Annotated in this window: 11 protein-coding genes; 6 read left to right on the top strand and 5 right to left on the bottom strand. The window is 71.0% G+C overall.

What is annotated here, in order from left to right:
* Positions 1-122: 122 nt before the first annotated feature.
* On the top strand, positions 123-398 hold the full coding sequence (locus ACRAKI_RS21195; RefSeq protein ID WP_447002248.1) for a hypothetical protein: 276 nt from the start codon (positions 123-125) through the stop codon (positions 396-398).
* A 178-nt stretch (positions 399-576) separates the two neighbouring features.
* On the opposite strand, the gene ACRAKI_RS21190 is transcribed toward ACRAKI_RS21195, so the two are convergent.
* From ACRAKI_RS21190 to ACRAKI_RS21175, 4 genes are all read right to left on the bottom strand, one after another.
* On the bottom strand, positions 577-1,824 hold the full coding sequence (locus ACRAKI_RS21190) for an alpha/beta hydrolase (RefSeq protein ID WP_447002247.1): 1,248 nt from the start codon (positions 1,822-1,824) through the stop codon (positions 577-579).
* Between the two features lie 358 nt (positions 1,825-2,182).
* The gene (locus tag ACRAKI_RS21185; RefSeq protein WP_447002246.1) at positions 2,183-3,355 is read right to left on the bottom strand and encodes a glycoside hydrolase family 1 protein; all 1,173 of its coding nucleotides are present in this window, start codon (positions 3,353-3,355) and stop codon (positions 2,183-2,185) included.
* 29 nt (positions 3,356-3,384) lie between these two features.
* On the bottom strand, positions 3,385-5,664 hold the full coding sequence (locus ACRAKI_RS21180; RefSeq protein WP_447002245.1) for a glycoside hydrolase family 3 C-terminal domain-containing protein: 2,280 nt from the start codon (positions 5,662-5,664) through the stop codon (positions 3,385-3,387).
* A gap of 73 nt (positions 5,665-5,737) precedes the next feature.
* Positions 5,738-6,394, bottom strand: a complete 657-nt coding sequence (locus ACRAKI_RS21175; protein ID WP_447002244.1) for a TetR/AcrR family transcriptional regulator — start codon at positions 6,392-6,394, stop codon at positions 5,738-5,740.
* 174 nt (positions 6,395-6,568) lie between these two features.
* Here ACRAKI_RS21175 and ACRAKI_RS21170 point away from each other — a divergent pair, with 174 nt between their 5' ends.
* Genes ACRAKI_RS21170 through ACRAKI_RS21150 form a run of 5 tightly spaced genes read left to right on the top strand, consistent with a single transcriptional unit; the run spans position 6,569 to position 13,395 of the window.
* Complete coding sequence (locus tag ACRAKI_RS21170; protein WP_447002243.1) at positions 6,569-8,107, top strand: ABC transporter substrate-binding protein; 1,539 nt, start codon at positions 6,569-6,571, stop codon at positions 8,105-8,107.
* A 38-nt stretch (positions 8,108-8,145) separates the two neighbouring features.
* The gene (locus ACRAKI_RS21165; protein ID WP_447002242.1) at positions 8,146-9,087 is read left to right on the top strand and encodes an ABC transporter permease; all 942 of its coding nucleotides are present in this window, start codon (positions 8,146-8,148) and stop codon (positions 9,085-9,087) included.
* 11 nt (positions 9,088-9,098) lie between these two features.
* Positions 9,099-10,880 (top strand): dipeptide/oligopeptide/nickel ABC transporter permease/ATP-binding protein, encoded by a 1,782-nt coding sequence (locus ACRAKI_RS21160; protein WP_447002241.1) that lies wholly within the window; start codon positions 9,099-9,101, stop codon positions 10,878-10,880.
* Positions 10,877-11,758: an ATP-binding cassette domain-containing protein gene (locus ACRAKI_RS21155; protein WP_447002240.1), complete on the top strand. Its 882-nt coding sequence runs from the start codon at positions 10,877-10,879 to the stop codon at positions 11,756-11,758. Before ACRAKI_RS21160 ends, ACRAKI_RS21155 begins: the two co-directional genes overlap by 4 nt.
* Entirely contained in the window at positions 11,755-13,395 is a 1,641-nt protein-coding gene (locus ACRAKI_RS21150) for a family 20 glycosylhydrolase (protein ID WP_447002239.1), read from the top strand. Before ACRAKI_RS21155 ends, ACRAKI_RS21150 begins: the two co-directional genes overlap by 4 nt.
* Positions 13,396-13,791: 396 nt before the next feature.
* Here the strand turns inward: ACRAKI_RS21150 and ACRAKI_RS21145 are convergent, their stop codons facing one another.
* Positions 13,792-15,417 (bottom strand): RICIN domain-containing protein, encoded by a 1,626-nt coding sequence (locus ACRAKI_RS21145; protein WP_447002238.1) that lies wholly within the window; start codon positions 15,415-15,417, stop codon positions 13,792-13,794.
* Positions 15,418-15,490 lie beyond the last annotated feature (73 nt).

Here is a 15,490-nt window from a genome sequence, read left to right as displayed (position 1 = left end):
TGTTGTGTGCCGCAGAACTGCGGAGACCGGTGCGGTGTGGTTTCACGTGAAGTGGAATATCTCTGCGGAGTGCGGCTGGACCACCACCCCGACCACCGCCGAGAGCTGGCCCGACCGGGCTCGTGGTCGCCGCGCACTTCGCCGTCGACGCGGTTCCCAGTCGCCGCGAGATCACCGCAGGCGACGGTTACATCGGTCAGTTGCCGGGCTACCACTACTTGTGGTCCTGGACGGCCCGCCTGATCGCCACCCCCGAACAGGTGTCCGCGGTGGAGGAAGCGGGCCACCTGTTCGGGGTAGTTCCTCGGTGGCGCACTCAACCGCGCGACAACGACCTGGTCGTCGTCGACGAGGGCGACGAGTTCGTCTTCACCGGCCGCGCCCTACGGTCGACGTGAAGGGCTCGGCGGTCGAGGAGTTCCGCGTCCTGGAAACCTGCGGTGACCTGCAGGCCAGTGATGCTGCCGATGAGGTCGAGAGCGGAACACCCGAGGGCCTGAGCGATCAGTGCGGATAACGGTGGTCAACGCCAGGGCGCGTTCGTTCGAGCCAGCGGTGACCTCGCACAACGCCCGGTCACCGGGGGAGAACCGCGGACGCGTGATCCGCGAACCAGCGCAGGGTGGCCTGACGCCACACCTGGGTGCCCACCGCACCGGGCGCGGCGTCGAAGACGTGCTGACCGTAGGGGACTTCGATCAGGTCACAGGGGACGCCGTCGCGGTGGAGCCGGTCGTACAACCGGCGGGTGCCGTCGGGCGGCACGATGTAGTCGGAGGTCCCCATGGTGAGAAGGGTGGGCGGCGTCCGAGGGGTGATGTGATTCGCCGGCGTGGCGGCGGCGTACCGCTCCGGGTACTGCTGGGGACTCCCTCCGACATACCGCTCGGCGAAGGTTCTGGATGGTTCGTTGGCGTAGAGCTGCGCCATGTCGCTGACGGGGTACAGGGCGCTGACGGCGTCGACCCGAGGTGGCTCGCCGCCGCAGCTGGAACGGAGTCGACCGGCGTTGCCCTTGTAGGCGGTCTGGAGCGCCAGGTTGCCGCCGGCGGAGTCGCCGATCATCATCAACCGCGCCGGATCGCCGCCGTACCGCCGTGCGTTCGCCCCGGCCCACGCCAACGCACAGCCGATCTGCTGCTCGGTGACGTCCCACAGGTGACGCTGGTCGGTGGAGAGCGTGTAATCGGCGCTGATGACGAGGTACCCGTGCTCGGCGAACCAGCGCGCGTGCGCGGGCGGCGTGCCCTCCAGTCGGGAACTCGAGATGAAGCCCCCACCGTGCACCATGACGATGACCGGCGCGCCGCCTCCACCGCCGTCGGCCGGTCGCCACACCGACAGCGACAGGTCTTGCCCCTCGGAGCGGAGGTAGTCGACGTCCTCGTCGGGTGAGGCGCTCCCACCCGGGAGGTCCAGCAGCGCTCCCACGTCGAGGTCGACCTCCTCGCGGCCGGCCAGGGCCAACTGCCTTCCACCGATCACGGCGACCCCCACCAGCGACAGGACGGCCAGGACGACCAGCACCCCTCGCGCCCTGGTCCGTCGACGCCACCACAGCCACCCGACCGCCGCGACCAGGAAGAAGGACGCGATGGCGGTGTGCGCCGAGAACGACGACAGAGTGGCGCCGACGACGTTCACAGGAGCGGGCAGGAAGGTGCTGACGACGACGAGGAACACCACGACCACTGCCGGCCCCAGCACGAGCAAGGGGGTCCGCCGCACCCACTCCGTCATGGCGCCGGTGCTCGGCCGAGCGTCGAGCGTCGACGTCCTCGCGGGCAGGTCCGCCTGGTCGCCGGGGTCTGCGGGTGAGGTCATGGAGGGCTCCTCACAGGGGTGGCGCGGCGCAATGCTCGACCCCTGACTTTGTACCTGCGGTCGCACCGAGCCGCAGCACGACGTCGGCACCGGCTCACGACGTCGTCGTCATCTGGGCCATGTCGCGGCATGCCCCCGGACTGCGCGCGCCGCGAGCCGCAGGCGGCGGAGTCGTTCAGTGACAGCACCTGCGCCCCCGGCAGGTGCCGACCAGTTCCACCGGATCGCCGGCCAGGTGACGGCGAAGCAACACGGACTCCCTGGCTCTCCCGGCGGCCGGTCCGGTCACGGTCGGCGTCGGTGCGGTGGACGGCCGGTGGGCGAGTGATGTCGTAGTACCGCCCCGGGGGGGCCGAGTTCAGATCCGCCCGGAGCGGGCGACTTCGCCGTACCAGCGCGCGCTGGGCTTGATCGTGCGGGTGAAGGTCTCACGGTCGACGGACACCAGGCCGAAGGTCGGGGTCCACGAACCCCACTCGTAGTTGTCCAGCAGCGACCAGTGAAGGTAGCCCCGCACGTCGACGCCGTCGGCCATGGCGCGTGCCAGCCCGGTCAGGGCGGTGCGGGTGTACTCGACCCGCTCGGCGTCGTCGGCCGTCGCGATCCCGTTCTCGGTGACCAGGACCGGCACGGTGGGGCCGACCCGCCCGGCGGTGTGGCGGACGGCCCCTTCCAACGCCTCGGGGTAGAACTCCCAGCCGGTGAGCGTCTTGCGCGTGCTCTCCGGGTCCTGCGGGCCGTCGGGTCCGATGACGACGCGGGTGTACGCCTGCACGCCGATGAAGTCGTCGTCCTTGGCGACGTCGAGGAACTGGTCCTCCCGGGAGTGGGACCACTGCGCGGTCGCCTGCTCGGCACCTGCCGCGGCCTGGAAGTTCTGGTTCGCCACCGTCCAGCCGGAGCGGACCTGCGGCAGTGCCGCCAGTTCCTCGCGTGCGACGCGGTGCGCCGCGATCAGCGCGTCGGCGACGTCCTGGTCCGGCGGGGGCATCGCGCCGGCCACGTTCTCGTGCCGCTGACCGCGCTTGAGCATCGCGCTGATCATCGCGAGCATGTTCGGTTCGTTGATGGTGCACACCCACTCGACGCCGTCGAGGATCGGCAGCACCGACCGGACGTAGTCGCGGAACCGGGAGACGCCGCCCTCCGCGGTCCACCCGCCCGCCGCGCGGAACCACGCCGGGGTGGTGAAGTGGTGCAGCGTCACCACGGGCGTCAGGCCGCGCTCGAAGCAACCCTCGATCATCCGGCGGTAGTGGGCGAGCTGTGCCCGCGAGGTGTGGCCGGGCGCGGGTTCGACGCGCGCCCACTCGATGCCGAACCGGTAGGAGTTGAGGCCGAGGTCGCGGACGATGTCGAGGTCCTCGCGCCAGCGGTGGTAGCTGTCGCAGGCGTCTCCGCTGCGCTCCGGCATGATCGTGTCCGGCGCGTTCTCGACGGCCCACAGGTCGCTGCTGGTGTTGTTGCCCTCGACCTGGTGCGCGGCGGTCGCGGCGCCCCACAGGAAGCCGTCGGGAAAGGTGCTCGTCATGGTGTCTCCTGGCTGCGGTCGCGAGGGGGTCACGGGCGTCGGTAGGCGCCGGCGGCGATGAGTTCCTCCTGGCGGGCCCGCGCTTGGGCGACCAGGTCGGCCACGGTCGTGGCGGTGACGCCGAGGCCGAAGGAGCGCAGCTTGTCGAGCGGGATGGACAGGAACATCCGCACCAGCTCGGGGGCGACCGACGACGCCCGACCGGCCAGGGACACCCGGCCGAGGAGCGCGGCGAGCACCTGCTGACCCGCGGGGTCGGCCTGCCACTCGGCGATCGTGGACTGCGCTGTGAGCGGCGCCAGCACGCGGTCGCCGTCGCTGCGCACCGAGGCGCGCAGCCGCACGTCGCGCGAGGACGCTCCCACGCGCACGGCGTAGTCGCCGGGGAGGACGGTCCAGCGCTGCCCGCGCGCGTCCCACGTCTGCAGTTCGGCGGCGGTGAGCGGCAGCGTGACGGTGGCCGTCTCGCCGGGGCGCAGGTCGAGCGTGGCGAAGCCGCGCAGCTCCGCGCGGGGGCGGGTCGGCTGCTCTGCTCCGGCAGGGCCGACGTAGAGCTGGGCGACTTCGCGGCCGTCGCGGTCACCGGTGTTCGTCACCGAGAACGCGACCTCCCACGTGTTCTCGGCGTGTTCGACCACCCGCAGGTCGGAGTACTCGAACCGGGTGTAGGTCAGGCCGTGTCCGAACGGGAAGGCGACCGGCCGATCCACCGCGTCGAAGTGCCGGTACCCCACGTGGACGCTCTCCCCGTACACCGAGATCCCGTCGGCGCCGGGGAAGGTCGGGTAGCTGGGGTGGTCCGCGAGTCGCAGGGGGATGGTCTCGGCGAGCCTGCCCGAGGGCGCGCGGTCACCGAGGAGGAGGTCCGCGGTGGCCTCTCCTCCCGCCTGTCCGAGCAGCCAGCCCTCCAGGATCGCGTTGGCGTGGTGCTGCCACCCGGCCACCGACACGACGCCGCCGTTGGACAGCACGACGACCACGCGGGGCGCGACGGCGGCGACCCGCTCCAGCAGGCCGACCTGGTCGGCGGGCAGGTCGATCGTCGTGCGGTCGAAGCCCTCGGACTCGGCGTTCTCGGGCAGTCCCAGGAAGACCACCGCGACGTGGGCGGCTCCGGCGGCCTCGACCGCGGCTCGTGCCAGCGCCTCGTCGCCGGAACCGTCCACGGCGTACCCCGGCGCGAACCGGACGACGTCGTCGCCCAACCGGGCGGTGAGCACGTCCAGGGCCGAACTCACCCCGGTCGGCACGATGCGGGATGAACCTCCGCCCTGGAAGCGGGGCGTGCGGGCGAACTCGCCGATCACCGCGACCGACGCCCGCGACGAGCGGTCCAGCGGCAGCACGCCGTCGTTGGTCAGCAGCACCGCCGACCGCGCGGCGGCGTCCCGGGCCAGGTCGGCGTTGCGGTCGCGGATCGCCGCCAGCTCCTGCTCGGAGGCGGGCTCCTTGGCCGCGCCGAGCCTCGCTTCGAGGCGGCGCAGGCGCTCCACCACGGCGTCGAGCGCGGACTCGGCCAGCTCGCCCCCTTCGACGGCGGCCACGACCTCGTCGTCGGTGCCGGTCGGCGGCATCTCCAGGTCCAGGCCGGCGCGCAGGGCGGCGACCCGGTCGTCGACCGCGCCCCAGTCGGACACGACCACCCCGTCGAAGCCCCACTCCTGGCGCAGCAGCCGGGTGAGCAGCCAGGGGTCCTCGCTCGCGGGGACGCCGTTGATCCGGTTGTAGGCGCTCATCACCATGGCCGGGCGGGCGGTACGCACGACGTGCTCGAACGCGCGGAGGTAGACCTCGCGCAGGGCCCGCTGGTCGACCTCGGCGGAGACCCGCATGCGGTCGGTCTCCTGGTTGTTCACCGCGAAGTGCTTGACGCACGCGCCGACTCCGGCGGACTGGATGCCCTCGACGTAGGCGGCGGCCAACCGACCGGTGAGGTGCGGGTCCTCGGAGAAGTACTCGAAGTTGCGCCCACCGAGAGGTGAGCGCTTGAGGTTCATTCCCGGGCCGAGGACCACGTCCACTTCCAGGGCGGCCGCCTCCACGGCGAGGGCCTCACCGACGCGGCGCACCAGCGCCGGGTCCCACGTGGACCCGAGCGCCACCGCCGGGGGGAAGCACGTGGCCGGGACGCTGTTGCCGATGCCGAGCGCGTCACCGCCCTCGCGCTGGCGGCGCACCCCGTGCGGCCCGTCGGCGAGCAGGAACGGGCGCACGACGCCCGGCACCCCCGTCGAGTGCCAGGTGTCGCTGCCCGAGGTCAGCGACGCCTTCAGCTCGATCGGGGTGGAGCGGTCGATCTCGTCGGGCATGGGTGCGGTCTCCCTCATGAGTGGGGGTGGGGGTAGGCCGGTCGTGGCGTCCGAGCGTGCCGGCCGGTGGGCCTCAAACCGAGTCGGTGCGCCAGGCGGTCGTGTCGACGCCGAGCAGGGCGAGGAAGTCGACCAGGCGGGCGCGCATGTCGATCGCCTCGGGGGCGAGCAGCCACTGCGTCTGCAGCCCGTCGAGGAGCGCGATCAGCTGCTGCGCCGCCACGTCGGGGTCCACACCGGGACGCCCGCCGTGTCGGTCCGCGAGTTCACCGAGGACCGCCGCGAAGTGCTCCCGCAGGATCTCGTAGCGGCGGCGGAAGTAGGTGTGGGCGGGGTGGTTGACGTCGCTGGCCTCGTTGGAGAGCTTGGCGTACAACGCGACCAGCCCGGGCGTGCGGGCGTTGCGCTCGACGATGCGGACCGTCTGGTCGAGGTGTCCCCAGGCGTCGAGGTGCTTGTCGAACAGGACGGCGGCGTCGTCGGCGTCGCGTCGTTCGAGCACCTGCATGAGCAGCTCGTCCTTGCCGCCCGGGAAGTGGTGCAACAGGCCCGCGTGGGTGATCTCCGCCTGAGCGGCGATGTCGCGTTGGGACACCGCGAGATAGCCGGATTTCGAGAACAGGTCCGCGGCGGCTTCGACGATCCGCTCCTTGGTGCGGTCGCCCTTGGTGTACCGGCGAGCGGGCGCGGGCCGGTCGTTGGCGACGTGGTCGAGATCCGGGCTCGTCATCGTGTCTCCTCGTGGGTCGGGTCCCGGTCGGGCAGCACCGTGATGCGAAAGCGTGCTGGACATCTTGCGTGGTGGTGTGCCTACCATGTCGCCCGGCAGAACTTACCATATGGTTAGTTCTGCGAGATCGGTTCTCGGGCAAGGAAGCCCGGCTGCTCAGAACAGGAGTGACCCATGAGGATCCGCAGGTTCCCGACCGCCGGTTCGGCGGGCGTCGTGGCAGCCGCCCTCGTCTTGGCGGGATGCGCCGGAGCCGGCGGCGGGACGGCCGGGCAGAGCGATCCGACGCTCGACATCGCCACGATGACCTTCCCCCAGAGCCTCGACCCGGTGACCGCGGTCGGCGGAGCGCTGCCCTTCTTCCAGGCCACCTACGACTCCCTGCTCAAGCGCGAGCCCGACGGCGCCTACCGGCCGATGCTGGCCACCGAGTGGACCTGGGACGCGGGTCGCACGAAGCTGTCGCTGACGCTGCGCGGTGACGTCAAGTTCGACGACGGCACGCCGTTCGACGGCACGGCGGTCAAGGCGAACCTGGAGCGCTTCAAGGCGAGCAGCGGGGCCAACGCCAAGTGGCTGTCCGGTCTGGAACAGGTGGAGGTGGTCGACGCGGCCCACGTGGTGCTGCACCTGGACGCGCCGGACCCGGCCTACCTCTACTACCTGTCCGACGCCGCCGGCCTCATCGCGAACCCCGCGGCGTTCGCCGACGCCGAGAAGCTGAAGACCACGCCCGACGGCACAGGACCGTACGAACTGGACGCTTCCCAGACCACGGTCGGGACGAAGTGGGTCTACCGGCGCGCCGACAGCTACTGGGGCGAGCGCCTGCCGTTCGACGGCGTCACCATGACGGTGTTCGACAACGAGACGGCCATCGTCAACGGGCTCAAGACCGGCCAGATCGACACCGCCGTCGTCCAGGACGCCAACCAGCAGGCGGCCCTCGAAGGCGCCGCCGGGCTGACGACGACCCCGATCAACTTCGACTACCAGGGCATCCTGCTGTTCGACCGCGCCGGTGTGGTCACGCCCGAACTCGCCGACGTGAAGGTGCGACAGGCGCTCAACCACGCGATCGACCGCAAGACGATGCTGGAGCAGATCCGCCGGGGCAAGGGCGTGGTGACCAGCCAGGTCTTCGGCACCGACTCCCTCGGCTACGACGAAGCCCTCGACTCGCACTACGCCCACGCCCCGGAGGAGGCCAAGCGGCTCCTGGCGGAGGCCGGCCACGCGGACGGCTTCGAGCTGAAGATGCCGCGCATGACCTCCATCGTCACCGAAGCCATCGCCTCCTCGCTCAAGTCCGACCTCGCCGATGTCGGGATCACCCTCACGTGGGTCGACGTCGACCAGGGCGACGCGCTGCGGCGGGTATTCCAGAACCGCGAGTTCTCCGGTTTCGTGATGAACCTCGGGCAGCAGGCCAGCGACTGGCTGGTCATCAAGGACCTCGTGCTGCCGGGCACGTTCAACCTCTTCGGCTACACCGACGAAACGGTGCGGGCGCTGGTGCCGAGGATCCGGACGGCCTCGGCCGAGGATGCCCGGGACGACCTGCGGGCCCTCAACCGCAACCTCGTCGAGAACGCCTGGTTCGTCCCGTTCTACCGGATGACCTACGCGCTGGTGACCGACAGCGGTGTCACGGCACTTCCCCAGTCGGGCATGGCGGTGCCGTCCCTCTACAACTACCGGCCGGCCGCCTGAGGCCGAGGGAACCGGGTCCCCCCAGGAGGCCGCTCACCATGTCCGGATTCGCTGCCCGCCGCCTGGCCGCGGGCGTCTTCCTCCTCTTCGTCGTCTCGTTCGTCTCGTTCGTGTTGTTGTCGATCCCGACCCTCGACGTGGCGCGGCAGCTGCTGGGGCAGTCCGCGTCGCAGGAGGCCGTGGACGCCAAGAACGCCGAGCTCGGCCTCGACCAGCCGGTCCTCGCCCGTTACGCGCGGTGGCTGGCGGACGCGCTCGCCGGTGACCTGGGGACGTCGTGGTTCACCAGCGAGGACGTGCTGACGGCCATCGGGCACCGGCTGCCGGTGACGCTGAGCCTGATGCTCGGCGTCACGCTCGTCACCGCGGTGCTCGCCTTCCTCCTCGGGGTGTGGGCGGGCGTGCGCCGTGGGGCCGTCGACCGGCTCGTGCAGGTGCTCGGCGTCGTCGGGTACGCCTTGCCCGGCTTCCTGGTCACGCTCGTCATCGTGCTGGTCTTCGCCGTGCAGCTGCGGTGGTTCCCGGCGATCGGGTACATCCCGCTGACGACATCGGTCCCGGGGTGGTTGTCCACGGTCACCCTGCCGATCCTGTCGTTGTCCGTGGCGGCCGTGGCCGGCGTCTCCCAGCAGGTGCGAGGTTCGGTCATCGACGTGCTGCGCCAGGACTACGTCCGCACGCTGCGGGCACGGGGGCTGCCGCCCGGGCGGGTGCTGTTCCGCCACGTGCTGCGCAACGCCTCGGCACCGGCGCTCACCGTGCTCGGCATGCAGTTCGTGGGCCTGCTCGGGGGCGCGGTGCTGGTCGAGCAGATCTTCGGCCTGCCGGGCATCGGCTCCATGACCGTCACCTACACCACGCGCGGCGACACCCCGGTCATCATGGGCCTGGTCATGGCCACTGTCGTCTGCGTGGTCGTGATCAACCTGGTCGTCGACCTGCTCGTCGGCTGGCTCAACCCGAAGGCGAGGGCCGCATGAGCGAGGCGCTCATGTCAGACAACCACCCGGTGGCCGGCGCGGCGGCGCCCCGCCGCGCCAAGCGGTCCCGGCGGTTCCTGCGCAACCCGCAGGCCGTGATCTCCACGCTGGTCCTCGTGCTGATCGGTGGCGCGGTGCTGCTGGCACCACTGCTGTCCACCGACGACCCCGGCGCGGCGGAGCTGAGCAAGGCGTTCGCCGGGGCGGAGCCGGGACACCCGCTGGGGTTCGACTCCGCCGGGCGCGACGTGTGGTCCCGACTGCTCCACGGCGGCCGCAACACCCTCGGAGGCGCGCTCATCGCCCTCGCGGTCGCGCTGTCCATCGGGGTGCCCAGCGGCCTGGTCGCGGGCTACTACGGCAAGTGGTTCGACGCGCTGGCGAACTGGGTCGGCAACTTCGTCATGGCCCTGCCCGCCATGGTCGTGCTGCTGGCGTCGCGGGCCATCCTCGGCCCGACCATGTGGGTGCTCATGGTCGTCCTCGGCGTGCTCGTCGCGCCGAGCTTCTTCCGGCTCGTGCGCGGCATCGTCGCCAACGTGCGCGGTGAGCTGTACGTCGACGCCGCGCGCGTGTCCGGGTTGCGCGACCGCCGGATCATCGCCCGGCACGTGCTCATCGTGGTCCGCGCGCCGATCATCATCCAGACCGCCCTGGTCGCGGGCATCGCCATCAGCCTGCAGGCCGGGCTCGAGTTCCTCGGCATCGGCAGCGGCGACCTGCCGACGTGGGGCGCCATGCTCAACGAGGCGTTCCAGAACGTCCAGCGCAGCCCGCTGTTCATGGTGTGGCCCGGGTTGGCGCTCGGCATCACCAGCGCCGCGCTCGTGCTGCTGGCGAGCGCGCTCCGCGACGTCCTGGAGGACGGGGACGCCATGCCCTCGAAGCCGCGGGCCGCCCGACGTGCCCGCGTGGTGGCACCCGCGACACGGGACGATGCCGGGCCGCGGGCGTCGTTGCTGTCCGTGCGCGACCTCGCTGTGTCCTACGGCGCCGGCACGTCGGCCGTCGACGTGGTGCGCGGAGTGGACCTGGACGTCTCCGAGGGCGAGGTCGTCGGTCTGGTCGGCCAGTCCGGCTCCGGCAAGTCGCAGACGGCGTTCTCGGTACTGGGCATCCTGCCCGAGGGCGGCCGCGTCACGCGGGGCAGCATCCTCGTCGCCGGCACGGAGGTCGTCGGGCTCTCCGAGAAGGGGTACCACGCGTTGCGTGGTGACGTGGTCGCCTACGTGCCGCAGGAGCCCATGACCAACCTCGACCCGGCCTTCACCATCGGCAGCCACCTGGTGGAACCGATGCGGCTGCGGCTGCGGCTCTCGCGCAAGGCCGCAGCCGAGCGCGCGCTGGAGCTGCTGCGGCAAGTGGAGATCGCCGAGCCCCGGAGGGTCTTCCACGCCTACCCGCACCAGATCTCCGGGGGCATGGCACAGCGGGTGCTCATCGCCGGGGCGATGAGCTGCGACCCGAGGTTGCTGATCGCCGACGAGCCGACCACCGCGCTGGACGTCACCGTGCAGGCCGAGGTGCTGGAACTGCTCCGCCGACTGCAAGCCGACCGTGGCCTGGGCGTGCTGCTGGTGACGCACAACCTCGGCGTCGTCGCGGACCTCTGCGACCGCGTCGCGGTGATGAACGCCGGTCGCATCGTCGAGACCGGCAACACCGAGCAGGTCCTCGCGGACCCGCGTCACCCGTACACCCGAACCCTGATCGACGCCGTGCTCGACGACGCCCCCGCCAGGCCCGCCTGGGTCGCGCCCCGAGCCGACGACGGCACGGAGGTCCCGGCATGAGCACCGCGTCACCCGAGCCGCCGACCACCGCGGCACCGCCACCCGGACCGCGCGTCCTCGACATCCGCGACCTGCGGGTGTCCTTCCCCGGCAAGGGGTGGCGCGCCCCGCGGGTGGAGGTCCTGCACGGCGTCTCGCTCGACATCCGCCCCGGCGAGACCGTGGGCCTGGTGGGCGAATCCGGCTCCGGCAAGACGACGATCGGACGGGCCGTCCTCGGCCTCGCCCCGGTGCACGACGGGACGGTGGAGTTCCTCGGCGAGCGCATCGAGCACGCCTCCAACCGGCGGCGTCGCCGGCTCAGCCGCGACCTGCAGGTCATCTTCCAGGACCCTTTCGCCTCCCTGAACCCGTCCATCCCGGTCGGCGACACGCTCGCGGAACCGCTGCACGCGCAAGGCATCCCGGGGCGGGAGGCTCGGCGCAGGGTCCTCGACCTCCTCGACCGCGTCGCCCTCCCCGCCGACGTGGCCCAGCGGCTTCCACGTGAGTTCTCCGGCGGGCAGCGCCAGCGCGTCGCCATCGCCAGGGCGCTCGCCATCGGCCCCAAGCTGATCGTGTGCGACGAACCGGTCTCCGCGCTCGACCTCACCACCCAGCGCACGGTCCTGGACCTCCTGCTGGAGATCCAGGAACAGACAGGGGTCGCTTACCTGTTCATCTCCCACGACCTGTCCGTGGTTCGCTACATGAGCCACCGGGTCAACGTCATCCACCGCGGTCACATCGTCGAGTCCGGAGACGCCGGACAGGTCACCACAGAGCCCCGGCACCCCTACACCCAGCGACTGCTGCTGTCAGCCCCCGTCGCCGACCCCGCGGTACAGCGGACCCGGCGAGCCGCCCTGGACCAGCGGCGGGCGGAGGAGAACGCATGACACCGGACCTCCCCCTCGTGCCGCTCCCGTCGCACGTCGAGACGACCAGGGCGGAACCCTTCACGCTCGCGCCCATGGGAACGGTCACCGTGGCCGTGCCGCGCGGCCTCGCCCAGTGCGTGACCGACTGGTTCGCGACCTGGGCGCAACGCCTGCACGGCCTCGACGTCCGGGTGGTCCCGCACGGGGAACCGCGAGCCGACGTCGTGGTCGTCGTGGGCGACCCCGAGGCACTGGGACTGGCGCACCTGCCGGAACCGGACGGGGTCGACCCCCGCGCGGCCCCCGCCGATGAGCGGTACCGGCTGACGGTCCGCCCCGAGGGCGTGCTCGTCGAGGCCGCAGGTGACGAAGCCGCCTTCCGCGGCCTCACCACCCTGCTCCAACTCGTCGACCCGGCACTGACCGTCCCCGGCGTCACGATCGAGGACGGACCCGCCTACGCGTGGCGCGGCCTCTCGCTCGACGTCGTGCGCCACTTCTTCCCACCCGACGAGGTGTGCCGCGTCGTCGACCTCCTCGCCTGGTACAAGTTCGACGTCCTGCACCTGCACCTGACCGACTCGCAGGCGTGGCGGGTCGAGACGCCCGCCTGGCCCCGACTCACCGGCCCCGGCGCCACCGCGGAGTTCTACTCGCGCGACGACCTCGACCACATCATCGAGTACGCCGCGCAGCGCCACGTCACGGTGATCCCTGAGATCGACGTGCCCGGCCACGTGCTGGCCGCTTTCAACGCCTACCCGGAACTGGGCGGCGGCGCTGACCCTGTTCACCCGTACGTGCGCTACCTGGATCCCGATGTCCCCGAGGCCGTCGCCTTCACCAGGGACGTGCTCCACGAACTCATCGACTTGGCACCGGGGCCGTTCGTGCACTTGGGGGCCGACGAGCCGTTCGGCATGCCGGTGCAGGCGTACCGACGGTTCGTCCGGGAAGCGCACGCGCTGCTGCGTTCCCGCGGCAAGCGCGTCGTTGCCTGGCAGGAAGCCGCCCGGGCGGACTGCCTGGACGGTGATGACGTGCTGCAGTACTGGATCGGCCCCGACAACCCCTTCGACGCGGAACAGCTGAAAGGACGGGCACCGGCCGCGCTGCACCCCGTGATCGACGACGCGGCCCGGCTGTTCGCCCTCGCCCCACAAGACGTGCCCACCGCAGCCGCAGCAGGCGTTCCGGTGCTGGTGTCCTCCAACACGATGCTGTACCTGGACCGCCCCTACGCGGACGCTGCGGCCGACGAGGGTGCTGAGCGGAGGAGGGGTCGCGTGGGACACGGGGACTACGTGCCGCGCAGCCCTGGGCAGGCGTTCGACTGGCACCCGAGCACCCTGCCGGAACTCGCGGCTGCCGGCGCCCGGATCGCCGGTGTCGAGGCGGCGATCTGGTGCGAGACGGTCGACTCGTTCGACGACCTCGCGTTCCTGCTGCTCCCGCGCCTCGCGGGAGCAGCGGAGAAGTCCTGGACGCGGCAGGTCACCGACTGGCCCGACCACAGTTCACGCCTCGCCCCCCATGCCCGCGCGTGGAGCGTCCTGGGGTTCCACGCCGCCTACCGCGCGGCTGTCGCGAACGCCCACGCAGTGGAACAGTGCCGCCAGGATCAAGCCGATGCCCGAGCTCGGTGGCACCACTGACCTCGACGGGTAGGTCTTCCTGATCGCGGTCGGGCAGTGACCGCAAGGTCGAATCCTGTCGTCCCGACGCCCCAGAGCTGCCTGTGGGGTGCCAGAAATCGGCCATATAACCTTGTCCTGACCGCGTTTCTCACCTGCATGGATGGGGTTATACGCAGGCACAGCGTTCGGGGTTCTCAACGATGTGTGACGGCGGTCCCGCCGTCCGACGTTCGGACCACGGCTCCTTCATGCGGACGACGTCGGGGTCACTGAGCCGCGTGCGGCCAGTCGGCGCCCGGTGGCATCGCGGCGAGGCCGCCCGTGACCCGGCGGCGGTGCTGCGCTCGGGCCTTCACGTCGAGACGGCGGCTACCGGGCCGGTGTGGCTCGGTAGCCGCCGTGCGAAGCCCTGCACTAGCAGGTGCCGTTGGACTCCTGCATGCCGGTGTTGGCGCCTGCCGTGCGGCTCACGATGCCAGGCACGCAGTTGGTCTGGTCGAGCCTGTAGCTGTAGGGGATGCTGACCGTGGTGGTGGACTTGACGTCGGGGCCGGCGGGCCTGGTCTCGCTGCCGGGGGCCGACCAGGTGATGTTGTCGAAGATGTTGCCGCTGACCTGCCAGTACCCGGCCATGTCGGTGTAGAAGGTGCCGAGGACGTCCTTGGAGTCCTTGAAGTAGTTGTTGTCCACCTTGGCCTTGGCACCGGCGCGGGAGTTGATGCCGGACTCGTTGAGGCGCACGTAGTGGTTGTTGTACATGTGGCCCACGCCGCCGCGCAGCAGGGGCGCCCGCGAGTCGATGTTCTCGTACAGGTTGTGGTGGAAGGTGACGAACCCGTTGGAGAGGTCGCTCTCGCTGGACCCGACCAGCCCGCCGCGGCCGGAGTTGCGCAGGGTGCTGTAGGACAGGGTCACGTACTGGGTGTCGTTCTTCATGTCGAACAGGCCGTCGTAGCCTTCCGACTCACCGCCCGAGGCGAGCAGGGTGGTGTGGTCGACCCAGACGTTGCGGACGTTGCTCTCCATGCCGATGGCGTCACCGCCGTTGGACGTCGGGGAACCGGACTTCTTGACGTTCCGGACGGTCACGTTCCGGATGATGATGTTGCGCGACTCGCGGATGTGGATGCCCAACTGGTCGAAGACCGCTCCGCTGCCCACCCCGATGATCGTGACGTTGCTGATCTGCTTGAGCTCGATCACGTTCGAGGCGGTCGAGCAGCTGCCGCCCGACACCTGAGTGGTGTTGCCGTGGTTGATGGTCCCCTCGACCTCGATGATGATCGGGGTCGAGCGGCTGGCCCGGCTGCACAGGGCCGCGTGGATCTGCGTTCCCGTGGTGGCCCGGACCTTCGCACCACCCTGACCGCCGGTCGTCCCACCGTTCGCGGACGCGTAGCCGGTCGCTGCGCCCGTGGGCGGCGGGTTCGACGTCGTGGTGGTCGAGGTCGACGTCGAGGTCGTCGTGGTGGTGGACGTCGAGGTGGACGTGGAAGTAGAGGTCGACGTCGAGGTCGGCACACCGCTCGCCGGGGTCAACGTCCACTGCTTGGTGGCCACGCTGTCGCAGGAGTTGGTCTGCACCACCGCGCCGACGGCGGTGGAGCTGTCCTTGATGTTCATGCACTTCGTGCTGTTGGTGTCGACCAGGCGGTAGTTGCTTCCGCTCGCGGTCGCCGTCCAGGTCTGGCCGGGGCCGCCGGTGCACGCGACCTGCTGGATCGCCTTGCCCGCCGACGTGGACGCGTCCTGCACACCGGCGCAGAGGCCCGTGGCGACCGAGCTGATCCGGTACCCGCCGCTCACCGCCGTGAACTTCCACTGCTGGCTGCTCGCCGTGCCGCACGCCGCCTGCTGGAGCTGAACGCCCGCGGTCGTGGTCCCGTTGGGAACGTTGAGGCAGTGTTCGGTGCCCGCGTTCTTCACGGTGTACGTGCCCGCGCCGATCGCCGCCGAAGCGGTCGTGATCGGCCAGGCGACGAGCGTGGCGGCCAACGCCGTGGCGCCCGCCGCCGCTGCCAGGCCCGCGCGCCATCGCACGCCGCGCGGCCGTGCGGCGCGCGTGGTTTGAGGTTGAACATTCATCGAGTACTCCGCTTCTGGCTTATCTGGA

It is taken from the genome of Saccharothrix isguenensis (assembly GCF_052936305.1).
This window is presented reverse-complemented; position numbering and strand designations above follow the sequence as displayed.

Bases quoted from the DNA above. Each gene is read 5' to 3' on its own strand.
- ACRAKI_RS21165 (WP_447002242.1), top strand. From the start codon at position 8,146: ATGTCCGGATTCGCTGCCCGCCGCCTGGCCGCGGGCGTCTTCCTCCTC.
- ACRAKI_RS21160 (WP_447002241.1), top strand. From the start codon at position 9,099: ATGTCAGACAACCACCCGGTGGCCGGCGCGGCGGCGCCCCGCCGCGCC.
- ACRAKI_RS21150 (WP_447002239.1), top strand. From the start codon at position 11,755: ATGACACCGGACCTCCCCCTCGTGCCGCTCCCGTCGCACGTCGAGACG.
- ACRAKI_RS21185 (WP_447002246.1), bottom strand. From the start codon at position 3,355: ATGACGAGCACCTTTCCCGACGGCTTCCTGTGGGGCGCCGCGACCGCC.
- ACRAKI_RS21180 (WP_447002245.1), bottom strand. From the start codon at position 5,664: ATGCCCGACGAGATCGACCGCTCCACCCCGATCGAGCTGAAGGCGTCG.
- ACRAKI_RS21170 (WP_447002243.1), top strand. From the start codon at position 6,569: ATGAGGATCCGCAGGTTCCCGACCGCCGGTTCGGCGGGCGTCGTGGCA.
- ACRAKI_RS21175 (WP_447002244.1), bottom strand. From the start codon at position 6,394: ATGACGAGCCCGGATCTCGACCACGTCGCCAACGACCGGCCCGCGCCC.
- ACRAKI_RS21190 (WP_447002247.1), bottom strand. From the start codon at position 1,824: ATGACCTCACCCGCAGACCCCGGCGACCAGGCGGACCTGCCCGCGAGG.
- ACRAKI_RS21155 (WP_447002240.1), top strand. From the start codon at position 10,877: ATGAGCACCGCGTCACCCGAGCCGCCGACCACCGCGGCACCGCCACCC.